Source organism: Rhizobium sophoriradicis (assembly GCF_025200795.1).
Classification (GTDB): domain Bacteria; phylum Pseudomonadota; class Alphaproteobacteria; order Rhizobiales; family Rhizobiaceae; genus Rhizobium; species Rhizobium sophoriradicis.
On the sequence record NZ_CP104154.1, the window covers coordinates 521,000 to 542,706 of the forward strand.

Below are 21,707 nucleotides of genomic sequence, written 5' to 3' on the forward strand. Positions count from 1 at the left end.
GGTCTCAGGCGGCCTGCTTTCCTTCGCTCTGGGCTTCGATGATACCCATCACGTCGCTCTCCTTCATGATCAGCAGGTCTTCGCCATTGATCTTGATCTCGGTGCCGGACCACTTGCCGAACAGGATGCGGTCGCCGACCTTGACGTCGAGCGGCTGGACCTGGCCAGCATCATCGCGCGCGCCGGGGCCGACGGCGATGACCTCGCCTTCCTGCGGCTTTTCCTTGGCGGTGTCGGGAATGATGATACCGCCCTTGGTCTTTTCCTCGGAATCGACGCGGCGGACGAGAATACGGTCATGAAGCGGTCGGAACGACATGTCTTCCTCCATCGACAAACAATGATGACGTTGTTCGCCAGACCGGACCTGATGACCAGTCCGGACGGGTGCAAGGTCGCGCGCCTTGCGCGATTGATCTGGTTCGATGGTTTTTCGATTTCAAGGGGCGACGCAGAAAAATTAGCACTCTCTGCCGGTGACTGCTAATGGCGCCGGGGAACCGAAGGCCGGCTCCTGCGTTCGGGCTAATGACGATGGTCGTCCCCTCGTCTGATAAGACGAGTTCAAAACTGTTCCGGCTTGAATCCGGATTTCGGCGTTCCTAGCTCTCAGGCGATCGAGGCTCGATGAGCTCGATCACCGTCCCACGTCTTTAGGAGTGAGTGACATGGAAGAGAAGACCAATATTATCAAAGACCTCAGTATCGAGGAACGCGAGGAAATCTTCGTCGATATCGCTCGTACGCTGGAGGATACGGCGCGCGAGGCCCTCGTCGAGGGCAATATGCACTTTGCTGTACTGTCGAACAACATGGCCGAAGCGATCCGCGTCAACGCCGACGAACTCGCCCGGGACGATCCCGAGAATGCCGAGCGCGTATTGCTCGAGGCGACGGCGATGATCTCGCAGTTCGAGGCTATGCACCCTTATCGCATGGTAAGCATGGCCGTTCACTGATTGCCCCTCTCAAACAATTGCCAGCGTGCGGAACTCTCACAGCTGGCGAAGGTTAATGGATCACAGCATCTAGAGGTGATCCATGACGACTCCCAAAACCAGCACGCCACCTGAAAGCGGAACCGACGACGCGCGTTCCTTCGACACTGAGCGAGCCGAAACCGATCGTCAAAGAGCGTCGGACGCAGCCCGGCGCAATGCGGATTCGACGTTGGATCGAGACAGCGGCGCTGAAACTCCGAGCCTGAAACTCGCGAGAGAGTATCTGAGCCTCGGGGGGCGCCGCCGGTCCAAGATCGACGACAACATCACCACTGTTCGTCAATGGGAGGAGGATCCGCCGGCGGCTGAACGCTTCTGGCAGGAGCGGGTGGAGACGCTTTCAAAGAATGAGCGCAAGCAGGTGGAGGATTTTCTTCCCACCATCAACACGCCTTAAGACACGGCGAACCAACCGCGAGGTCAGGTCGGAACTGGAGAAGATCATGGCCACAGACAAACACGAACAGATACGCCGGCGGGCCTACGAAATCTGGGAGGCCGAAGGCCGCCCTGAAGGGGCGGACCTGCGTCATTGGATGCAAGCCTGCGACGAGTTGGCTGGTGAGGACGAGGATGCGACGCTGCAGGACCTGCTCGATCAAGACGACAGGGACGACGCGGCGCTGCTTCAAGGCGCCGGGGAAAGCGGCGATCTCGACCGGCCAGGCCTCGGGTCTGGTCAAGATGCCGGGGAGACGGCGGATATCGAAATAACCACGGGGGAGAAGCCTTCCCGAGAAAAGATCAGAGAGACCGAAGGACCGTAATCGTCATGCAGCATCTCGACCACGCCATGCAAGTCGCTATGGACGCGCATGATGGCCAGACGGATAAAACCGGCCGCCCGTTTTTCGAGCACTGTCAGCGGGTTGCGCTTCTCGTGTCGGGCGACGAGGCGCGAACCGTCGCCTACCTTCACGACGTTGCAGAAAGAGGCAGCGGCTGGACGCTCGACAGGTTGAGAGAGGAAGGCTTCCCGCCGGCGATCATCTCTGCAGTGGATGCGTTGACCCGGCGGTCCGACGAGCCGGATGAGGAATTCGTCAGGCGTGCGGCAGCAAATCCGCTCGCTCTGCCCGTCAAGCGGGCCGACCTCGAAGACAATCTCCGACAGGCCGAACAGACCGGCAAAGACAAGGAAAAGTATCAACGCGGCCTCGATCTGGTGCGCGATATAGAGAACGGACGATAGGTGTTCCGTTCTGCGAACGCAGCGCAGGCTGTCGCAATTTATGGCGCGGCGAGCGAAACTCTTCCGAAGTTCAAGAACTAGCCGCCAGCCGCTAACCATTTCCTGACTATGAAGCAGGCCGCGGCGGCATGCCGACCAGCGGTAAGTCGCTTATTAACTCATACGACTTATGGTCGTGGCTACTTGGGCGAACGGGGGAATAGTCTTGTCCGACGAGCTGCACATGATCTCCGCAATGGGTGGTGCATTGACGGGCCTGCCCGGAATTGGCGATTGCCTTGATCAACACGGTATCGTGCTCGGCGTTCATCTTGATCGAGATGGATTTCATGAATGCGCCGCCAAGCGGCCGTTACCGGAGCTTATCCTGCTCGACGCTCTGTCGCCGGAGGGGGACGGTCTCGAAGACTGCCGGCGTCTCAAGGGAAACGTCGTAACGCGTGATATCCCTGTGATTATCCTGGTCTCGCCTCAGGACGAGCAGACCAAGATTGCGGGGTTTGCCGCCGGTGCGGTGGATTGTGTCTCCAACCTCGTGTCCGCCGCTGAGCTCGTCGCCCGCATTAAGCGACACATCGAGCTCGCCGCCGCGCAGGCGCGACTGCAGCGGCGCAACGAGCAACTCGAAACGGCGCTTGCCAGCATGGGACAGGGCGTCTGCCTGTTCGACGAAAGCGGTCGGCTGCTTCTTTCGAATAATCGCTATGCTGAGGTTTATGGACTCGATCCCGCCGTCATCCACCCTGGACAGTCGCTGGAAGACATCCTGAATCTCAGACTGGAGGTCGGCGCCGTTCCCGCCACCTCCACATCGGACTATCTCGCCTGGGCCGAAGCGACCAATATGGGCGATGTGCCCCAGGATTGGATCAAGGAACTGAAATCCGGCCGGATCATCCGCGGCTATCATCAGCGGACGCCGGAGGGCGGCTGGGTATCGACCCATGAGGATATCACAAAGGCCTGGTTTGCTGAAAAAGCCCTTGCAGAGGCGCACGCCCAGGCAGAACGCGCCGAGCAGGAGGCGCGGGCGGCGCATGCCCGGCTTCTGGCAGCTTTCGAAGTCGTCCCGGAAGGCCTCGTCCTGTTCGACGCAGAAGACCGCTTCGTCCTGTGGAACCGGCGATACGAACAGCTTTACGCCGAAAGCGGCGATATGCTCGCCAAGGGGATGCGCTTCGAAGACCGCCTGCGTGCAGGCCTCGAACGCGGCCAGTATCCGGAGGCGGTTGGGCGCGAAGACGAATGGCTTGAGGAGCGGCTGGCCCATCATGCCGCGCCCACCAGCAACCACGAGCAGCGCCTGCCCGGAAACCGGTGGATCCGGATCGAGGAACGCCGGATCTCCGAAGGCGGCAGCGTCGGCATCCGAGTCGATATCACCGATCTCAAGATGCAGGAGGCCTCGTTCAGGCTGCTGTTCGAAGGCAACCCGATGCCGATGTGGGTGTATGACCGCGAAACCCTGAAATTCCTCCATGTCAACCAGGCCGCCATCGATCACTATGGCTACCGTCTGGAGCAGTTTGTGACAATGACGCTGTGTGACATCCAGGTGCCGCAGGACGCCGCCCGGGCAACGGCGGCCGTCTTCGACGCCGAGGATCCGGCCGCCACGACCTGCTCGTCGCGCCACCTCAAGGCAGATGGCGGCGCCATTGAAGTCACCGTCTATTCCACCTGCTTGAACTACAAGGGCAAAGCGGCAGCGCTCATGGCCGTCGCCGACGTCACCGAGGCCAAGCGTGCCGAGAAGGCATTGCTGCAGCACCGCGACACGCTGGAAGAGATGGTGCGTTCCCGCACCGTCGAACTGGCGCGGCAGACGGAAGAACTCGAACGCATGCTCGAACAGGAAAAGCACATCAACGAGTTGCAGCGCCAGTTCGTCTCGATGGCGTCGCATGAGTTCCGTACCCCGCTGGCGGTAATCGACGGCGCGGCGCAGCGGCTCATTCGCCGCAAGGAGGCGGCGACACCGGAATTCCTTGCCGAAAAGACCGACCAGATCCGCAGCTCGGTTTCCCGTATGCTCGAACTGATGGAAAGCATTCTTGCCGCCGGGCGGTTGGATCATGGCCGGATCACCATCGTGCCCAAGCCGTGCTCAATTGCCGAAATCATCGAAACCTGCAGCGCGCGCCAGGAAAGCATCCGGCGGTCCCATCGCTTTCTGCTCGAACTCGACCGGATTCCTGAGACCATTTATGGCGATCGCCCCGCGCTCGATCAGGTCTTCAGCAACCTGTTCTCAAATGCCGTGAAATACGCGCCGGATTCCCCCAATGTTCACGTGACAGGGTGGCAGGACGGTGACAACGTCTGCATCACGGTGCGCGACGAGGGCATCGGCATTGATGCCGACGACCTACCGAAGATGTTCCAGCGTTACTTCCGCGCCAGAAGTTCCACAGGCATCGCCGGCACCGGCATCGGCCTCAATCTCGTCAAACAGATCATCGAGCTTCATGGCGGAACGATCGAGGTGACGAGCAGCCGCGGGAATGGCACGACGTTCACCCTCCGGCTTCCGATCGGCGCGGAGGTGTACGATGAGTTGCGTGCGGCGGGCTAAAGCGCGTCGAGATCGTTCATATTCGCTCCCGCGCTTCGCGTATACAAACCTAAAGCTTAAGGGCGAATGCCGGCACGCGCACGCCGTTTTTAAGGAAGTGCCGCTCCAGCTCGTCAATATCCGGACTAGCCGGCGGATTGCCCAGCGCCTCGGCCCAGTTCTCGCGGCTGGGCAGGGCCATCGCCGCGGTGACCAGCACGGTGGTTCCCGGGCCGAGTTCGCCGCGCAGCTGCGGCAGCAGGGTTTTGGCGTGGATAAGGTTGGTGTTGGGGATCGGGCTCATCGTGTGGCCGGCCCTCGGACGGGATGACAGATCCGCGATGGCGCTGACATCCGTTTGCCCGTACCAGACGGCCCGGCCTTCCGCCTGTTCGGATCGGTCGACATTAAAATCGGCGCGTTCGATCGCAAAGCCGCCTTCGATGGTGCTCAGCGCCCGCGGTGTGGTTATGCGGTGAATGCGGATGTGCCAGGGGTTTGCGGGAATGAGCCAAGTCTCGATGGCGACATCATTCCAGGGGCGCCAGCGCGAATAGAGCCGGTCGCCTGCTATCAGCGCTTCTTCGAGGGTTTCCCGCATGCGGAAATGAACGCCGTCGTCGGAAAGGCCGAGCATGCCGTCGAAGCTGGCGGCGACAAAGTTCCGGTCGTCGGCCTCGATGTTGAAGGCATAGCGGGTGGAGTAGGCGAATTTCGAATATTTCTCGTTTGCACCGCGCATCTTGTCGTGCTGCTGGCCGGAAGAGAGCACGACGACATTTCCCGGCGTGTGCATGGCGACCATGCCGGCCGGCTTCAAAGCCACCGGCTCCGAGAATTCCGGCTGCGGCGCCTCTTCGGCGGCCCAGAAGGGGTGATCGTAAGGAAGGGCGAGCGGCAGGAAGAATTTCAGCGCCCAATAAGGCGAGCCGGGAGAGTTATAGCTCTCGCTCATCAGAAGGTTCGGGTAGCCGTAGCCTATGGAGAGAATGCCATCGCGGTCGGCGATCGGCAGCGCCGACCACCAGCGGATATGGCGCATGTAGTAGCCCTTGATCTCCGCCCAGGGCAGCGCCTCGAGGCCGGCAAAGGCGAGCGCACCCCAGAAGCCGCCGGCGGCGAAGCGGTAGGTCTGGCTGCGGCCGAAGGCAAGGGCAGCGCCATCGGGGCCGAACCAGTGGCGGATATCCCGGGCGAAGATTTCGGCGCGATGGCGGAAGCGCTGCTTGCGCGCCTCGTCGCCGGGCGCCAGCACGGCATAGATCAGGCCGTAGAAATGCATGGCGAAGGGGATGTAGTGATCGACCCGCCTGACCGGTCCGTCGCGATACCAGCCCTCGCCGAGATCAAAAGCCTCGGCTTCGTCGAGATAGGTGACGGTTTTGCCGTGGTCGAACGCCACACCGACACGCTCCAGCCCGAGATCGATGAGGACGCGGAAGAATTTCCAGTTGTTGTCGATGAATTCCAGGTTCCGCGCGGCGACAAGATAGGCAGAGACCGTCTTCTTCTCGTTGTCAGCAAGCGGCTCCCAGATATGTTCGGGCACCAGTGCCAGCGAAAAGCCGACGGCGGCAAGCTCGACCAGCCGCTGATTGCGATCGGCGAGATCACCCCAATATTCGGGATGATCGGGATTGGTTCCGTTTGCCAGCCCGCGCCGATAGAGATCCCAATGCGGGAAATGGCCGCCGCCGGCGGCAAGGGGAACGATGCCCCAGAGCGGCCGCGCAAATCCTTCGAGATCGGCCGCAGCCTGGTCGAAGATCGCGCCGGCAGCACTAAGGCGCACGCGGGCGCCGCCTTCGGAGAAATAGGGCAGAAGCGGCTCGAAAAGGTTGATGACGGCCCTTGCCAGATCGTCGCGCGTCTTCAGGGGGTTGCCGGAAAGCGGGTTGGCCCTGCTGGGATCGTAGATCATTGTCTGCTCTGGTTTTTCTAAAACAGGATCGGCCGCGGGCCATGTGCTGGTCCGCGGCCGCCGGTATCTCGCGAGACTTACTTGATGGCCTTCACGCCTTCGGTCATTTCCTTCAGCCCGTCGTCGACGGAGGTATTGTCGGTCATGATCGCATCATGGGCGCGGTTGAGCACGACCTCTATCTTGGCGGCGTTCGGATTGACGGCCATTTCCAGATAGGCTTTGGCTGGTATCAGCGCTTCCTTGCTGGCTTCATCCTGCGGGAAGCCGGGCGTCGACGCGATCTTGGCGCTGACGTCGGCGGTCTTCAGCGCCGGGAAGGTGCCGGTCGAGGCGATGACGGCGGCGCCCTCGGGGCCGGTGACGAACTTGATGAAATCGAGCGCCGCTTCCTTGTGGGTGGAATTGGCGTTGACCGCCAGGCCCGAAATCTGCGCGGCGGTGGTGCCGGCCGGCACGCCATCGGGATGCGGGAACTTCACGATGCCCCAGTTCTTGCTCTTCGATTCACCCGATTTGACCTTGGCGATCTGGGTGCCGACGAACCAGGTGCCCATCGGTAGCATGCCGATCGTGCCGTTGAAGAAGAGCGCCGAATAATGCGTGTTCGAGGTCTTCAGGAAGGCATAGGAGGGGATGGCGCCATCCTTCTGCAGCGTGAGGGCCCGCTCGTACCAGGGCTTCAGGAAGGCATAGTCGCCATCGACCAGCGTGTGTTTCCCATCGAGGATGCCGGGCAGCTGGACGGTCGAGCGCCAAGTATGCAGCAGCGCGCCATAGGTCTTGTTGGTGCCCATGCCGCCCGCGAGCTTCTCGGCGGTTGCGTCGAACTGCGCCCAGGTCATGTCGTTGGTGGGGTAGGGCACGCCGGCTTTGTCAAAGATGTCCTTGTTGTAATAGACGATCCAGAAGTCGGAGCGGAACGGCAGGGAATAGATCTTGCCGTCGACGGTCAGCTCTTCGATCAGGCCGCCATAGGGTGCCGGATCGATCTTCTGATCCTTCACGAAGCCGCTGAGATCGGCGATATTGCCGGCGCGCACCAGATTGGTATAGCCCGGCACATCCTTGATGGTGACGATGTCGATATCCTTCGAGCCGCCGGTCAGCTGCGTCGAAATCATCTGCTGGTAATCCTGCGAGCCGAGATCCATCGGCTCGAACTTCACGTTCGGATGCTTGGCCTGATAGGCCTCGATCAGCGGCTTGTAATAGGCTGTCTTGTCCCAGTCCCACAAAGCCCATTTGAGCGTCACGGCGTCCTGAGCAAGCGCTGCGCCGGCCGTCGTCGCCGCCAGTGTGAAACCTGCCACGGCAAGTTTCACCGTCCTCCCAAAATTATCCAAATACATTCCCGTTTCTCCTTCCCTGGATCGTCTCTGGATCAGTTATTTTATGAAGTGTCGGTGCGGCCGCATTGCCTCTGGCAGGTCCAGAACCAACACCACTGCCCGATGGACGCCGAATGCGACGGCGAACATTCCGAATGAAAAATTGAAGGTCGCCGGCATGAACACGGAAACCGGATAGAAGAGGATGTGCACCAGCCACAGGGCAGCGTTGAAGGCGAGCGCGGCAAGCGCCGGCAGCGGGCGGGCGACGGAGGCGAGCGCGGCCAGGCGAAGGAGCCGCAGCGCCGGCAGGTCGCGCATGACCATCAGCACGACGAGATGGCAGGCGGTGACCGCAAGAAAGGCGGTGGCAACAAGCGCGACCGCCAGCGGTGCGGCGAGCATCAGGTTGTCACGCGCGCCGGCTGCATAGCTGAGGATTGCATAGATGCCGAGTGCGAGCACGCCCGTCAGCGCCAGACCCCAGGCGGTGGCCCGCCAGAAATAGCGCAGGAATGCTTCGGTGAAATCACGCAGCAGATAGGTGTTGCGATCTTCGACGAAGGCCACCGAGACCCGGGCCGTGGCGGCGAGTGCTGCCGGCAGCGTCACCACGAAGAGCGAGGCCAGGATGAACAGGATGTTGAGCTTGACCATCTCCCACCATTCGCGGGCGAGGATGTCGGCGAACAAGGCAAGGCCGGTCTTGACAGGCGCATCCTTCGGAATGCCCGGCCCCTCCTTTGTCCACATGTCCCGCAACCACTGCATGGCCGTTTCCCCAGGCGCTCAGTAGAGAATCGATCGTTCGGTTTCCTTGTCGAACAGCTGCGCATTGCTCATGTCGGCGACGAGCGTCGCCTCCTCGCCGATATCGGGCCGGAAGCGCGGCGATACGCGGGCGATGAGATTGCGCCCGCCGGCGACCATGTTCAGATGCACTTCCGAGCCCATCGGCTCGGCAAGCTCGACCACTGCCTTAACCGGCGCCAGATTTTCGGCCGGGATGTCGGCCGGCGGCAGTTCGTGGAAATTCTCCGGGCGGATGCCGAGCACCAGTTCGCGGCCCTCGTAAGGAGCGATCCTGCTCTTGTCGAAATGCTCAGGCAGCGGCAGCTCGCGGCCGTCGAAGATTGCGACATAGCGCTCGCCCCGGCGCTGAATGATCGAGGGCATCATGTTCATCTGCGGCGCGCCGATGAAGGCGGCGACGAACATGTTGACGGGGCGGTCGTAAAGGTTCTGCGGTGTGTCGACCTGCTGGATATGGCCGTCCTTCATGACGACGATGCGGTCGGCCATGGTCATGGCTTCCACCTGGTCGTGGGTGACGTAGATGAAGGTGGCGTTGAGGCGCTTGTGCAGCTTGGTGATTTCCGAGCGCATCGTGCCGCGCAGCTTGGCGTCGAGATTGGACAGCGGCTCGTCGAGCAGGAAGACGGCCGGGTTGCGCACCATGGCGCGGCCGAGCGCGACGCGCTGGCGCTGACCGCCCGAAAGCGCTTTCGGCTTGCGGTTCAGGAGATGGGTGATGTCGAGGATTTTGGCGGCGTCCTGCACCTGCTTGTCGATGAAATCGCGCGACACTTTGCGCAGCTGCAGACCGAAGGCCATGTTCTTGTAGACGGTCATATGCGGGTAGAGCGCATAGTTCTGGAAGACCATGGCGATATCCCGATCCTTGGAGGGGACGTCGTTCATGACATCGCCGCCGATCTTCAACTCTCCTCCCGAGATCTCCTCGAGGCCGGCGATCATCCTGAGCGTCGTCGATTTGCCGCAGCCGGAGGGGCCGACCAGGATGATGAATTCCTTGTCGGCAATTTCCAGATCGATATCGTGGACGACGGTGAGCGCGCCGTAGGTCTTGTTCAGGTCTTTGAGCGAAATGCTGGCCATCGGGTTCTCCTGACGTCACCAATAGGAAGACCAACTGCGCGAAAGGCGCGTCAAAGCTTCCATGTAATAATAATCTCCCCAGGAGACGCACTCATCGACGCCCTCGCCGCGGCAGGTGTTGAAGGGCGATTTCTTCGAATAGGTGGCGTGCAGCACCAGGCCGTTGGAGACGGTGGGATCCTTGACCGCATAATGATCGGCGAGGCTCTTCACCATGCGCCGCGCCAGCATGCGGTAGCGCTCGGCGGTATCGGCATCGATGAGATCGGCCATCTCAAGCAGGCCGCAGGCGGTGATCGAGGCGGACGAGCTGTCGCGCGGCTCGCCGTCGCCATCGGAAAAGACGAGATCCCAATAGGGCACCATGTCGGCCGGCAGCCGGTTGAGATAGAAGGCGAGCAGCCGGTCGAAGGTCTGGCGATATTCCTCGATCCGCTCATAGCGGTAGGAGATCGCCATGCCGGCGATGCCCCAGGCCTGCCCGCGCGCCCAGAAGCTGTCGTCCCGGTAGCCCTGCTTGGTGGCGCCGCGCACCGGCGCGCCGGTGACCGGGTCCATGTAGAAGGTGTGATAAGTGGAATCATCCGGCCGCACCGAATGGGCGAGCGTGGTGCGGGCGTGGGTGAGCGCGATCTCGCGGTATTTCGGGTCGCCCGTCTCGCTGCTAGCCCAGTAGAGGAGCGGCAGGTTCAAAAGGCAGTCGATGATGTAGCGGTATTCCTCCGCCTTGCCTTTATGGCCCCAGGCCTGGATGAACTGGCCGATCGGCTGGAAGCGCTCGATCAGTTGGTCGGCGGCCAGGATCGCGGCCCTGCGGCCGTCCGCGTCTCCGACGAGCTTCCAGGCAGCGATGCAGGAGGGCGAATAGAGAAAGCCCATATCGTGATGATCGGTTTCGATGCGGTTGACGATCCGATGCAGGAAGGACTGGACCTGGATCTGCGCGGCATGCCGGAACACCGGATCGCCGCTATGTTCGAAGGCGAGCCACATCTCGCCCGGCCAGAAACCGGCCGTCCATTGGTCGTTGGCAACGGCGGGATAGAAATTGTTGACGCTCGAATGGTTCTGCGCGGCGTAGGTGAATGTGGGAAGATTGCGCCTGACCTGCTCGACGGCAAGGTCGAGGGCGACCTTTACCTCTGCGTCGGTAATCGGCTGCGGGGCGACTGTTGAAACGGCATTCATGGCTTAACCCTTCAGTCCCGTCGAGGCGATGCCCTCGACAAAGAAGCGCTGCAGAGCGAGGAAGACGATAAGAACGGGTACGAGGGCGACGACGGAGGCCGCCATGATCAGCCCGTATTCGGCTGAATATTGCGAGATGAACATGCGCAGGCCGATCTGGACGGTCTTCAGCTCGGTCTTGGTGAGATAGATCATTGGCCCGAGGAAATCGTTCCAGGTGCTGACGAAGGTGAAGATCGTCAGCGTCGAGAGCGCGGGCTTGGAGAGCGGCAGCATGATGCGTGCCCAGATCTGATATTCGTTCATGCCGTCGATGCGCGCGGCCTCGCAGAGCTCTGTCGGGATCGACATGTAGAACTGCCGCATCAGGAAAACGCCGAAGGCGGTGAAGGCCTGCAGGCAGATCAGCGCCAGATGCGTGTTGTTGAGGCCGAACTCGCGCATCAGCAGAAATTGCGGCACCATATAAACCTGCCATGGCATGGCGATGGTGGCGATATAGCCGAGGAACAGCGTGTTCTTATAAGGGAAATTCAGCTTGGCGAAGGCGTAGGCGGCAAAGCTGGAGGTCAAGAGCTGCAGCAGCGTGACGATGATCGTCAGCTTCGAGGTGTTGTAGATGAAAAGGGCAAGCGGGATCTTCGTCCAGATATCGACGTAGTTCTGCCATTGCGGCTGCGACGGTATCCATTCGATCGGGAAGGCGAAAACGTCGCGGCTGAGCTTCAGCGATGCCGAGAGCATCCAGGCGAAGGGCATCAGCATTACCACCGTCACCGTGATGACAATGACATAGAGGAGGACCGTTTTGACGGTCACCTTGCGCCCGGCGATCCTCATGCCTCGTCCTCCCGCTGGCGGCGGAACTGGAAAATCGTGACCGCGAGCACAAGGAAGAACAGCACCAACGAAATCATGCTGGAATAGCCGAGATCCCAGGAAATGAAGGCCTCGTTATAGATGTGGTAGACGAGGACGAGCGTCGATGTGCCGGGGCCGCCCTGGGTGATCATGAAGATCTGATCGAACACCTTGAAGGACTGGATCGTCAGCATGACGGTGACGAAGAAGGTGGTCGGCCCGAGCTGCGGCACGGTGACATGGATGAACTTCTGCCAGGAATTGGCGCCGTCGAGATCGGCAGCCTCGTAGAGTTCGGAATTGATCCCCTGCAGGCCGGCCAGATAGATGACCATGTAATAGCCCATGTTCTTCCAGATGCCGAAGAGGATCACCGTCACCATCGCCCAGTGGCGGTCGGCCGCCCATCCCGGCATGTTCTTGGGGTCGAGGCCGAGCGTGTAGAGGATCATGTTCACCGGTCCCATCTCGGGATTGAAGATCATGTTCCAGACGACGGCGACGGCGACCAGCGAGGCGACATAGGGGAAGAACATTGCCGTGCGGAAGAAATTCCGCCCGGCGATCCTCTGGTTGAGGAGGACGGCGAGGCCGAGCGCGCAGAGCAGCGTCGCCGGCACCGAGGCGACCGTATAGATGATCGTGTTCCAGAAGGCGGCGACGAAGGCCTTGTCGTCGAACAGCCGCCAGAAATTATCCAGCCCGGCGAATGTGATCGCATTCGAGCCGTCCCAATGCATGAAGGCGAGTGCGAAGGCGAAGAGGATCGGGCCGAGCGTGAAGACGGCAAAACCGATGAAATTCGGCGCGATGAAGGAATAGGCGACCAGCGCGCTGCGGATCTTCCGCTGCCGCTTGGATAGAGCCGCGGCCTTCCGGCGTGGCGTTGCCGGGACGCCATCCCTAGCGATGACCGAATTCGATATGGACACCGATGCTTCCTCCTGGTCGGCATTCTGCAACTGGCGGCTTCTGGGCTTCTCTAGCCTAAAACGCAGAGCCGTTCGGGCGGATAGGTGCCGCCTGTTCTTCCTCCAGCCAAGGACATAGCACATCTCCGGTATTGGTCAAACAAGTTATGAATAGATCATACAAATTTTATGGCAAGCGCCAAAAACATATGATAGGTGGGGATGAAGGCCAGACGCCCGTCAATGTTTTTCCGGTGCGGGGAGGGATATGTTCAGCGAGATTTCAGGCGCGTTGCCGGACATCCTCGGCGATTTCACGCCGGGAGCCGTCTCCTCCGATCGCGAGAGATGGAAAGCGGTGCCGCAGGCCTTGCGGGATGTGGTCGTCCGCGACGCGGAAGCCACGCTTGCGCGAACATGGCCTCTGATCACCGCCTCGGATTACCGGGAATATACGGCCACGGGCAATCGCTCGCGCTTCGAGGAGCTTTATTTCACGCGGCGGCGGATGCTCAACGATCTGGTGCTGGGCGAACTTATCGAAGGCAACGGGCGGTTCCTGCCCGGGATCGTCGACGGCATCGTCCTGATCGCGGAAGAAAGCGGCTGGCAGCTGCCGGCGCACAATGCTTATGGGCGCGGCGGCCCGCGTCTGCCGCTGCCCGATACTTCACAACCGGTGATCGATCTCTTCGCCGCCGAAACGGCAGCCCTTCTGGCAACGATCGTCGCCTTGCTCGGCGATGCGCTCGACGGCATCAGCCGGGAGATTGCCGCGCGTGTGAACCGCGAGATTGAGGCCCGCATCCTGACGCCCTATCTCGGCCGGCATTTCTGGTGGATGGGCAGCGGCGACGAGCGGATGAACAACTGGACCGCCTGGATCACCCAGAACGTCCTGTTGGCCACCTTCTCGCTGAAGACCGATCAGCCGACGCGCCGCGCCGTTGCCGAAAAGGCGCTCGGCAGTCTCGATGCCTTCCTCAAGGACTACGCCGAGGACGGCGCCTGCGAGGAGGGCGTGGTCTATTACCGCCATGCCGCACTCTGCCTACACGGCGCGCTGACCGTGCTCGATCGTGTCGCGCCCGGCCTGTTCGACGGGATCTGGCGGCAGCCGAAGATCCGCAACATGGCCGAGTATATCGCCCACATGCATGTGGCCGGCCGCCATTATTTCAACTTCGCGGATTCCTCTGCCGTGGTCGAACCCTGCAGCGTGCGCGAATATCTGTTCGGCGAGGCGGTCGGCTCCGAAATGCTCGCGGCCTTCGCCGCAGCCGACCGGGCGGCGGCCGAGAGACCGCATCTGCCGGAGGAATGGAACCTCTGGTATCGCGTGCAGGAGCTGCTGACCGGCCCCGCAATTCCGAAGGTCGAGGCGAATCCTGTGTCCAAGCGGGATATCTTCTATCCCGGCATCGGCCTGTTCATCGCCCGCGACGGGCAGTTTTCGCTTGCCGTCAAGGGCGGCAACAATGGCGAAGGCCACAATCACAACGATGTCGGCAGCATGACGCTCTACAAGAACGGACGCCCGTTCCTGATCGATGTCGGCGTCGAGACCTATACCTCCAAGACCTTCTCGCTTGGGCGTTACGAGATCTGGACGATGCAGTCGGCCTATCACAACCTGCCGACTTTCTCCGGCATCATGCAGGCCGCCGGGGAAGCCTTCGGCGCCAGGGATGTAGAGGTCGAATTCGGCGAGGAGTGTGCGCGCATATCCCTCGATATTGCAGGCGCCTATCCAGAGGAAGCGCAACTGCGCAGCTATCGCCGCACAGTCTCCTTGCTGCGCGGGCGCCATGTCGAGATCGTCGACACCCAAGACGGCGACCGGCCGGCTGTCCTGTCGCTGATGACGTGCCTCGCGCCGACCGTCAACTCCGACAGAATAGATCTCGCCGATCTCGGCAACATTTTTGTCGAGGGCGCCGGCGAAATCGAAGTCGATGAGATCGAGGTCAATGACATCAGGCTGAGATCGGCCTGGCCCGAGCAGCTCTACCGGCTGCGTCTGCCGCTCGCCGGCAATCGCCTGAAATTGCAGATCAATTAGAGAGTTAGAGCATGATGTCCTCCGGAGGTCGAGCATGGAATTGACGCTGAAGATCGTGGATGCCGACGGGTTCGTGCGGGCAAGCGCCACCGGGCGGGACGAGACCTTTCTGGTCTATCGCCAGGATTATCGCGAGGGCGACTGTGTCGTCGTCGAAGCTTCCGAACCCGGGCATCTCTTTCTCGCCTTGGACAGCGCGATCCAGCCCGGTTTTGTCTACATTAGGGAAAGCGCCTACTCGCTCGCCGTGCCTTTCGACGATAAGCGCAAGTCCTATTCGCCGAATGCCTTCAAGGGGGACATCCACCGGCTTTCAGCGAGAAAGGCGCGGCCCGACGAACTCGCGCAGCGGCGCAATCTCGCTCTGAACCCCTGGGACGACCACGCCAATCGGGCGCTCTTCCCGCATGCGCGGGCCAATGTCGAGACCCGCGGCGAAGCGGTCTTTGCGGCGCGCAATGCGATCGACGGGGAAAAGGCCAACGATAATCACGGATTCTGGCCCTATACGAGTTGGGGCATCAATCGCGACCCCGAAGCGACGCTGACGGTGGAGTTCGGTAGGCCCGTCCGGATTGATGAGATCGTCTTCTACCTCAGGGCCGATTTCCCGCATGATTCCTGGTGGGAGCAGGCGAGCGTCACCTTCTCGAACGGCAAGACCCGCTCCTTTTCGTTGACAAAAACCGGCGCCGCGCAATGTTTTTCCATCGAGCCCTACATCGTCGAATGGGTGGAGCTGCACGGCTTGGTTAAGGCCGAGGACGGTTCGCCTTTTCCGGGGCTGACGCAGATCGAAATCTGGGGAGCAGAGGCGTTGGGCGCCGCAGCCGTCGCTGCCGAAGATCAGACCGGTCACGCCGCTCTTTCTGTTCCTCTATGAACCCAAGGCCGGCCTCGGCCGCGCTGCGCTCGGCGGGCTGTCGTACAGACGGTTCCACGCTCGGCGCAGCTGCCGGGCCGAGCCGAAGCCTGAGCGCATTGCCACAGCCTCCATATCCAGCCGTGAACCGGCGAGCATTTCGCGGGCAAGCGCCACGCGCATGCGGTTGACGAAATCCGTGACGCTCATGCCGGTCTGCTCGTTGAACAGCCGCGAGAGGTTCCGCGGACTGGCACCGCTGAGGTTCGCAAGCGAGGCGACCGACCAGTCGCGAGTGGGATCGGCGGCGACGGCATCCTGTGCACGATGAATGACCGGATGGATATGGTTACGGCCTTCGAGCCAGGGCGAAAGCTGCGGGTCCGAGCCGGCGCGCCTGAGATAGACGACGAGATATCGCGCCACCGCAAGCGCGCACGCATGTCCCGCCGCTTCGGCGACGATATACAGCATGAGATCAATGCCGGCGGTGATGCCGGCGCTCGTCAGGCGCTCTCCATCCTCAACATAGAGGCGGTTGTCCCGGATGCGCGCGGTAGGCGCGAGTCTGGCCAGGTCTTCCATGCAGCCGTGATGGGTGGTGCATTCGCGGCCATCGAGCATTCCGGCCTCGGCGGCGAGCAGGGCGCCGGAGCAGATCGAGACCAATCGAACTCCCGGACGGATGCCGCGCTTCAGCCATGCGACGATGGCGGCCTGCGCGGCGCGCTCCTGCCCGTCCCAGGGACGGTTGTTCTCCATCGGCGCGTCGGCGCTGCCCGCGATGACCACGAGCGCCCGATCGGGCAAGCGCTCCGGCAGGGTGGCGACGCCGGTGACGGAAAGGCCGATCGAGCTGCCGACCGTTGCCGAAGGGCCGATATAGGTGACGCTGAAGCGCACCGCCTGCTGTTCGAGATTGGCCTTGCGCAGCACTTCGATCGGACCGGCGACGTCGAGCAGCAGCACGCGCGGCGGCACGACGACGAAAACGGGAATCTCGAAGGGCTGCGCGACTTCCGTCATGCGGCGAGTTGCTCAGCGCGCCCCGCCAGCGCCTGTTCGACGGTTGAGATCCTTGCGAAACGGCCCGACAGGACCAGTTCCGTGCGGCCGCGTATTTCCCCGGCGCTCCAGGTGCGTCCCGCCGCGTCGGTCATCGGGAAAGTCAGCGTCGCTTCGCCGACATAATCGACCTGATAGCCGAGATCCGATGCGTGGCGGGTCGTGGTCTCGCAGCACTGTTCGGTGCGGATGCCCGAGACGATGATGCGACGGACGCCGTTCTCGGTCAGCCAGACGTCGAGACCGGAGCCGACGAGCGCGCTGTGACGGCTCTTTTTGAAGGTCACGTCGGGGGCGATCCTCAGCGGAGCGAGCGTCCTGACGAAGCCCCAGCTTTCCGAAAACGGCCCGCTTCCATCGACATGGAAGATCTGAACGACGGGTATCCCGCTTGCCGCCGCGCCATCGATCAGAGCCTGCTGGCGATCGATATAGGCGGATGCGAGGCTTTCATCCCAATAATCGCGCTGCCGGAAGGACTCCTGAGCGTCGATGACGAGAAGTATGGTTTCATGGCCGGACATTTCTTGCTCCGTGGATGTTGATCATGAAGCCATATTCGGTGATCCCTGGACAGAGGAAAATGCACGCGTCGGACAAATAGCGGACACTTCGCGCCAACTAAGGCGGAAGGCAGCCCGATGCCGCGAACGGTGGACGCGATCGAATGTTGCCGCCCTTCCATGCGCCCGCTTCCGCGAGCCCCTCCGCACGTGCTAAGGGGATTGGATGCGACTGCTTGTGGTGGAGGACAACAAGGAACTGGCGGCCTGGCTGGGCAAAGCCCTGCGGCAGGCGCAATATACGATCGACATTGCCTATGACGGCGAAGACGCGGAGCATCTGCTCAAGGTGGCGGAATATTCGGCGATGATCCTCGACCTTTCGCTGCCGAAGCTCGACGGATTGACGCTCCTGAAGCGGCTGAGACAATCAGGCAACAAGCTCCCGGTCATCATCCTGACCGCCAATGCGAGCCTCGACGGCCGCGTGGCCGGGCTCGACAGCGGCGCCGACGATTACCTCGCCAAGCCCTTCGAAATAGCCGAACTCGAAGCCAGGATCCGCGCGGTGGTGCGCCGCGGGCAGGACCGGGCCTCGTCGGAAATCACCGTCGGAAACCTGCGTTTTTCCGGCGGCACACGGCAGTTCTTCGTCGAGGGCGAGCCGCTGCAATTGACGCCGCGCGAATATGCGGTTCTCGAGCAGCTGGTTATGAAGCTCGGCAACACGGTCTCGAAGGCCGCCCTGTCGGAAAGCGTCTTCGGTTTCGATGACGAGGCGGATCCGAGCGCCATCGAAATCTATGTCCATAGGCTTCGAAAGAAGCTCGAGGCCAGCTCCGTGCAAATCGCGACGTTGCGCGGCCTCGGCTATCTCCTCAGACATGTTCAGTAGCGTCTACAGCAAAATCGGCGCCGCCTTCGGCCGGCTCAGCCAGAGCCTCAGGGTGCAGTTGCTTTTCCTGGTGCTGCTGACGCTATTCGGCGCGATCGGCTTCAATCTCTACGACAGCTTTTGGTCGGCCGACGCGACAGCGAGACTGGTGACGGACCGCACGCTTCTGGCCTCGGCCCGCGTCATTGCCGAGGCGGTGCGCGTCGACGAGGGCGGCAATGTCCAGGTCGATGTGCCGCCCGCAGCGCTCGAGATGTTCGATACGGGGTTCGGCGACCGCGTTTTTTACCAGGTGACCACCGTGTGGGGCAATCTGGTGAGCGGCTTTCCCGATTTGCCGCTGCCGGCCGCTCAGCGTGTCGGCGAGGACCACGCCTTCCATGGTGCCGATGTGCGCGTGCTGATGCTCGACCATCCCGTCGTCGGGCTTCCCAATGACGGCACGATTTCCGTGACCGTCGCGGTGACGCATAAGAGCCAATATGCGATGCGAAGGCAGCTCTGGCTGTCGGATTTTTCGAAGCAGTTCGTGCTGGTCTTCTTGGCGAGCCTGGTAACCATTCTTGGGCTGCAGCGCGGCCTTGCGCCGGCCCTCAGGCTGCGCGACGCGGTGCGAGAGCGCGGCCGCAACCGTTTTGATCCGCTGCCGCCGGAGATGGTTCAGAGCGAGCTGCGCCCACTCGTCCATGCGTTGAACGACCATATGCAGCGCGTCCAGAGCCAGATGGCGGCGCAGCGGCGGTTCGTATCGAATGCAGCGCATCAGCTCAGAACGCCGCTCGCGCTGATTTCGACGCAGGCGAGCGTGGCTGCCCGCGAAGGCGATGCGGTTCGCCGCGACGAGGCGCTGGTGGCGCTTCGCACGAGCACCCGGCAGATTTCGCGCCTCGCCGGCCAGCTCCTGACCTTGTCGCGGGCCGAGCCCGGCAGCCGGCGCCCGCGTGGCGACGTGACCGATCTCAGCAAGGCCGCCCGCGAGATATTGGAAGCGCATGCCGAAGAGGCGCTGAAGCGCAACATCGATGTCGGCCTGGAAGCGGACGGCCCCGTCATCGTCGAGGGCGACGGCACCATGCTGCGCGAAATGCTGGTCAACCTCATCGACAACGCGATCCGCTATAGCGGTGCAGATGGAAGGGTAACCGTCTCGGTCGGACAGGCGGACGGAAGTGCAGTCGTGACCGTGGAGGACAGTGGTCCGGGCATTCCCGAGAGTGAGCGCGACCATGTCTTTGAACGCTTCTACCGGATCATGGGAACCGAAAGCGAGGGAAGCGGCCTCGGGCTTGCGATCGTTCGCGAGGTCATCGAAGGCGCCGGAGGTTGGGTGTCGCTCGGCGATGCGGAAGGCGGCGGTCTCATTGTGACGGTGCGGCTGCCGCTTGCTTAGATCGGAGAGGTATCAAACGAAAGCCGGGCTTGTGTCGCGGCTGTCCGGTTCGAACCTCATGGCTGCCCCTCACCCTAACCCTCTTCCCGTAAACGGGGCGAGGGGACTTGCCCTGCGAGAGAGTGACAGGGAATGGAGAGGTCGCGGCATCTTCCCTTCTCCCCGCAGGCGGGGAGAAGGTGGCGGCAGCCGGATGAGGGGCAGGCGCCAGACGAAGCGGGCAGAGACGAGCCTTGCCATCAAAAAACGAAGACCGGGCTTCACGCCCGGCCTTCATTTCGATCTGCCTTGGGAGGAGGCCGATCCGATTACTGCGTATCGAGCTGCTGCTGCGGCCGCCAATTCGCCAGGCGGTTCTCGATCAGCGTCATGATGTATTCGGCAACGAGTGTCACGACCATGACGAGGAGGATTGCAGCGAACATGCCGGCCGCGTCGAAGGTGCCCTTGGCGATCGAGATCAACTGGCCGATGCCGAAGCGGGCGCCGACGAATTCGCCGACGATCGCGCCGATGATCGCAAAGCCGAAGGAGACGTGCAGGCTGGCGAAGATCCAGCTCATCGCCGAGGGAATGACCACGGTGCGGGTCACCTGCCAGTCAGAGGCGCCGAGGATGCGGGCATTGGCGATCATGTTGCGGTCGGCCTCGCGCACACCCTGGAAGGCGTTGGCAAAGACGACGAAGAACACCATGATGAAGGCGAGCGCCACCTTGGACGGCAGGCCGAGGCCCATGATCATGATGAAGATCGGCGCGAGAACGACGCGGGGGATCGAGTTGATCGCCTTGATGTAGACAGAGAAGATATCCGACAGGAACCGGTTGCGGCCGAGGCCGATGCCGACGAAGACGCCGGTGATCGAGCCGGCGAAGAAGCCGATCAGCGCCTCTTCCATCGTTACCCAGAGATTGTACCAGAGCGACCCCTCGGTGGTGCCTTCGGTTGCCCATTCGTAGAGACGCTCGAGAACGCCGCTCGGGCTCGAATAGAAGAACGGGTCGATCCATTGCAGGCGGGAGGAGAGCTCCCACATGCCGATCACGAAGACCAGAATGGCGATCTGCCAGAAGCGCACCAGCGTGTTGCGCCGGCGCATCGCCTTCAATGCGGTGGCTTCGATCTCGGCATCGGATGTGCCCGGACGGAAGAGAGCGGCCGAACCGGCCTCGAATGTGATGTTTGCCATGAGATCCTCCCTCAGGCCGCTTCGCTTGCGCGGCGGTAGCTGGTCTCGACCTCTTCGCGCAGGTCTTCCCAGATCGTCTTGCAGTAATCGATGAAGCTCTGCTCGTAGCGAATTTCCGAGACGATGCGCGGCCGGGGCAGATCGATGGTATAGACGGACTTGACCGTGGCCGGGCCGGCGGTCAGCACATAGACCTTGTCGGCAAGGGCGACTGCCTCTTCGAGGTCGTGGGTGACGAACACCACCGAGGCTTTGCGCTCCGCCCAGAGCTTCAGGAGTTCCTCGTGCATGACGGTGCGGGTCTGCACGTCGAGCGCCGAGAAGGGTTCATCCATCAGCAGGATTTCAGGTTCGTTGATGAAGGTCTGTGCCAGCGAGACGCGCTTGCGCATGCCGCCGGAGAGCTGATGGGGATAGTGGTGCAGGAATTTCGAAAGGCCGACGCGCGCCAGCCAGTCCCGGGCGCTCTTTTCCGCCTCTGTGTGTGATTTACCGCGAAACAGCGGCCCGGCCATGACGTTGTCGATGACATTCTTCCAGGGAAAGAGCGCGTCGGTCTGGAACGCGAAGCCGACACGCGGGTCGATGCCGGTGATCGGCCCGCCCATCAGCCGGACTTCGCCGGCGGAGGGGCGTGCGAGGCCCGTTACGAGATTGAGCGTCGTCGATTTGCCGCATCCTGTGGGGCCGACGACGGCGACGAACTCGCCGCGGGCGACCGTCATGTTGAAATCGCGCAGTGCGGTGAGCGACTTGCCGGTCGGCGAGACGAAGCGGCGGCTGACATTGATCAGCTCGATCGCCGGGATCTGAGTGTTGTCCTGTTGCATGGTGATACCTGAGGCGTGCTTGAGGGCGCGCACGCAATGCCCTGATCGAACG

At 62.0% G+C, this 21,707-nt stretch carries 21 protein-coding genes; 9 read left to right on the forward strand and 12 right to left on the reverse strand.

The window, feature by feature from the left end:
- Nucleotides 1–4: 4 nt before the first annotated feature.
- The gene (groES, locus tag N2597_RS27965) at nucleotides 5–319 is read right to left on the reverse strand and encodes a co-chaperone GroES (RefSeq protein WP_009992998.1); all 315 of its coding nucleotides are present in this window, start codon (nucleotides 317–319) and stop codon (nucleotides 5–7) included.
- Nucleotides 320–668: 349 nt separating this feature from the next.
- On the opposite strand from groES, the gene N2597_RS27970 reads away from it, so the two are divergent.
- The 5 genes from N2597_RS27970 (at nucleotide 669) to N2597_RS27990 (ending at nucleotide 4,768) form a co-directional block, all read left to right on the forward strand.
- Nucleotides 669–959 carry a hypothetical protein gene (locus N2597_RS27970; RefSeq protein WP_009992999.1) on the forward strand — a complete coding sequence of 97 codons (291 nt, stop codon included), beginning with the start codon at nucleotides 669–671 and terminating at the stop codon, nucleotides 957–959.
- 82 nt (nucleotides 960–1,041) lie between these two features.
- Nucleotides 1,042–1,398 (forward strand): hypothetical protein, encoded by a 357-nt coding sequence (locus N2597_RS27975; protein ID WP_009993000.1) that lies wholly within the window; start codon nucleotides 1,042–1,044, stop codon nucleotides 1,396–1,398.
- Between the two features lie 46 nt (nucleotides 1,399–1,444).
- Nucleotides 1,445–1,768 carry a DUF2934 domain-containing protein gene (locus N2597_RS27980; RefSeq protein ID WP_040112249.1) on the forward strand — a complete coding sequence of 108 codons (324 nt, stop codon included), beginning with the start codon at nucleotides 1,445–1,447 and terminating at the stop codon, nucleotides 1,766–1,768.
- Nucleotides 1,769–1,773: 5 nt separating this feature from the next.
- Nucleotides 1,774–2,193: an HD domain-containing protein gene (locus tag N2597_RS27985; protein ID WP_009988747.1), complete on the forward strand. Its 420-nt coding sequence runs from the start codon at nucleotides 1,774–1,776 to the stop codon at nucleotides 2,191–2,193.
- 205 nt (nucleotides 2,194–2,398) lie between these two features.
- Nucleotides 2,399–4,768, forward strand: a complete 2,370-nt coding sequence (locus N2597_RS27990; protein ID WP_406549801.1) for a PAS-domain containing protein — start codon at nucleotides 2,399–2,401, stop codon at nucleotides 4,766–4,768.
- A gap of 49 nt (nucleotides 4,769–4,817) precedes the next feature.
- On the opposite strand, the gene N2597_RS27995 is transcribed toward N2597_RS27990, so the two are convergent.
- From N2597_RS27995 to N2597_RS28025, 7 genes are all read right to left on the reverse strand, one after another.
- The gene (locus N2597_RS27995; RefSeq protein WP_077989073.1) at nucleotides 4,818–6,668 is read right to left on the reverse strand and encodes a DUF2264 domain-containing protein; all 1,851 of its coding nucleotides are present in this window, start codon (nucleotides 6,666–6,668) and stop codon (nucleotides 4,818–4,820) included.
- A gap of 77 nt (nucleotides 6,669–6,745) precedes the next feature.
- Nucleotides 6,746–8,020: an ABC transporter substrate-binding protein gene (locus N2597_RS28000; protein WP_086156613.1), complete on the reverse strand. Its 1,275-nt coding sequence runs from the start codon at nucleotides 8,018–8,020 to the stop codon at nucleotides 6,746–6,748.
- A 36-nt stretch (nucleotides 8,021–8,056) separates the two neighbouring features.
- Nucleotides 8,057–8,770 carry a DUF624 domain-containing protein gene (locus N2597_RS28005; RefSeq protein ID WP_077989075.1) on the reverse strand — a complete coding sequence of 238 codons (714 nt, stop codon included), beginning with the start codon at nucleotides 8,768–8,770 and terminating at the stop codon, nucleotides 8,057–8,059.
- An 18-nt stretch (nucleotides 8,771–8,788) separates the two neighbouring features.
- Nucleotides 8,789–9,898, reverse strand: coding sequence for an ABC transporter ATP-binding protein (locus tag N2597_RS28010; protein ID WP_106796531.1), 1,110 nt, complete (start codon nucleotides 9,896–9,898; stop codon nucleotides 8,789–8,791).
- 15 nt (nucleotides 9,899–9,913) lie between these two features.
- Nucleotides 9,914–11,086, reverse strand: coding sequence for a glycoside hydrolase family 88 protein (locus N2597_RS28015; protein ID WP_183602141.1), 1,173 nt, complete (start codon nucleotides 11,084–11,086; stop codon nucleotides 9,914–9,916).
- 3 nt (nucleotides 11,087–11,089) lie between these two features.
- The gene (locus N2597_RS28020) at nucleotides 11,090–11,926 is read right to left on the reverse strand and encodes a carbohydrate ABC transporter permease (RefSeq protein ID WP_040112242.1); all 837 of its coding nucleotides are present in this window, start codon (nucleotides 11,924–11,926) and stop codon (nucleotides 11,090–11,092) included.
- Nucleotides 11,923–12,879, reverse strand: coding sequence for a carbohydrate ABC transporter permease (locus N2597_RS28025; RefSeq protein ID WP_077989163.1), 957 nt, complete (start codon nucleotides 12,877–12,879; stop codon nucleotides 11,923–11,925). Before N2597_RS28025 ends, N2597_RS28020 begins: the two co-directional genes overlap by 4 nt.
- A gap of 247 nt (nucleotides 12,880–13,126) precedes the next feature.
- Here N2597_RS28025 and N2597_RS28030 point away from each other — a divergent pair, with 247 nt between their 5' ends.
- Both N2597_RS28030 and N2597_RS28035 read left to right on the forward strand, forming a co-directional pair.
- A complete protein-coding gene (locus N2597_RS28030; RefSeq protein WP_183602139.1) occupies nucleotides 13,127–14,920 on the forward strand; it encodes a heparinase II/III domain-containing protein in 1,794 nt (597 codons plus the stop codon).
- Nucleotides 14,921–14,954: 34 nt separating this feature from the next.
- The gene (locus N2597_RS28035) at nucleotides 14,955–15,803 is read left to right on the forward strand and encodes a carbohydrate-binding protein (protein ID WP_183602137.1); all 849 of its coding nucleotides are present in this window, start codon (nucleotides 14,955–14,957) and stop codon (nucleotides 15,801–15,803) included.
- Here N2597_RS28035 and N2597_RS28040 read toward each other — a convergent pair.
- Together N2597_RS28040 and N2597_RS28045 are read right to left on the reverse strand one after the other, a co-directional pair.
- A complete protein-coding gene (locus tag N2597_RS28040) occupies nucleotides 15,798–16,808 on the reverse strand; it encodes a GlxA family transcriptional regulator (protein ID WP_183602135.1) in 1,011 nt (336 codons plus the stop codon). The two genes, N2597_RS28035 and N2597_RS28040, sit on opposite strands and share 6 nt — an antisense overlap.
- Nucleotides 16,805–17,371, reverse strand: coding sequence for an isochorismatase family protein (locus N2597_RS28045; RefSeq protein WP_096763145.1), 567 nt, complete (start codon nucleotides 17,369–17,371; stop codon nucleotides 16,805–16,807). The genes N2597_RS28040 and N2597_RS28045 overlap by 4 nt, the downstream gene beginning before the upstream one ends.
- A gap of 205 nt (nucleotides 17,372–17,576) precedes the next feature.
- On the opposite strand from N2597_RS28045, the gene N2597_RS28050 reads away from it, so the two are divergent.
- Complete coding sequence (locus N2597_RS28050) at nucleotides 17,577–18,245, forward strand: response regulator (protein ID WP_096763146.1); 669 nt, start codon at nucleotides 17,577–17,579, stop codon at nucleotides 18,243–18,245.
- A complete protein-coding gene (locus N2597_RS28055; RefSeq protein WP_183602133.1) occupies nucleotides 18,235–19,635 on the forward strand; it encodes a sensor histidine kinase in 1,401 nt (466 codons plus the stop codon). The genes N2597_RS28050 and N2597_RS28055 overlap by 11 nt, the downstream gene beginning before the upstream one ends.
- A 308-nt stretch (nucleotides 19,636–19,943) precedes the next feature.
- On the opposite strand, the gene N2597_RS28060 is transcribed toward N2597_RS28055, so the two are convergent.
- A complete protein-coding gene (locus tag N2597_RS28060) occupies nucleotides 19,944–20,825 on the reverse strand; it encodes an ABC transporter permease (protein WP_077989085.1) in 882 nt (293 codons plus the stop codon).
- Nucleotides 20,826–20,836: 11 nt separating this feature from the next.
- Nucleotides 20,837–21,655, reverse strand: coding sequence for an ABC transporter ATP-binding protein (locus N2597_RS28065; RefSeq protein ID WP_040112544.1), 819 nt, complete (start codon nucleotides 21,653–21,655; stop codon nucleotides 20,837–20,839).
- Between the last annotated feature and the right edge of the window lie 52 nt (nucleotides 21,656–21,707).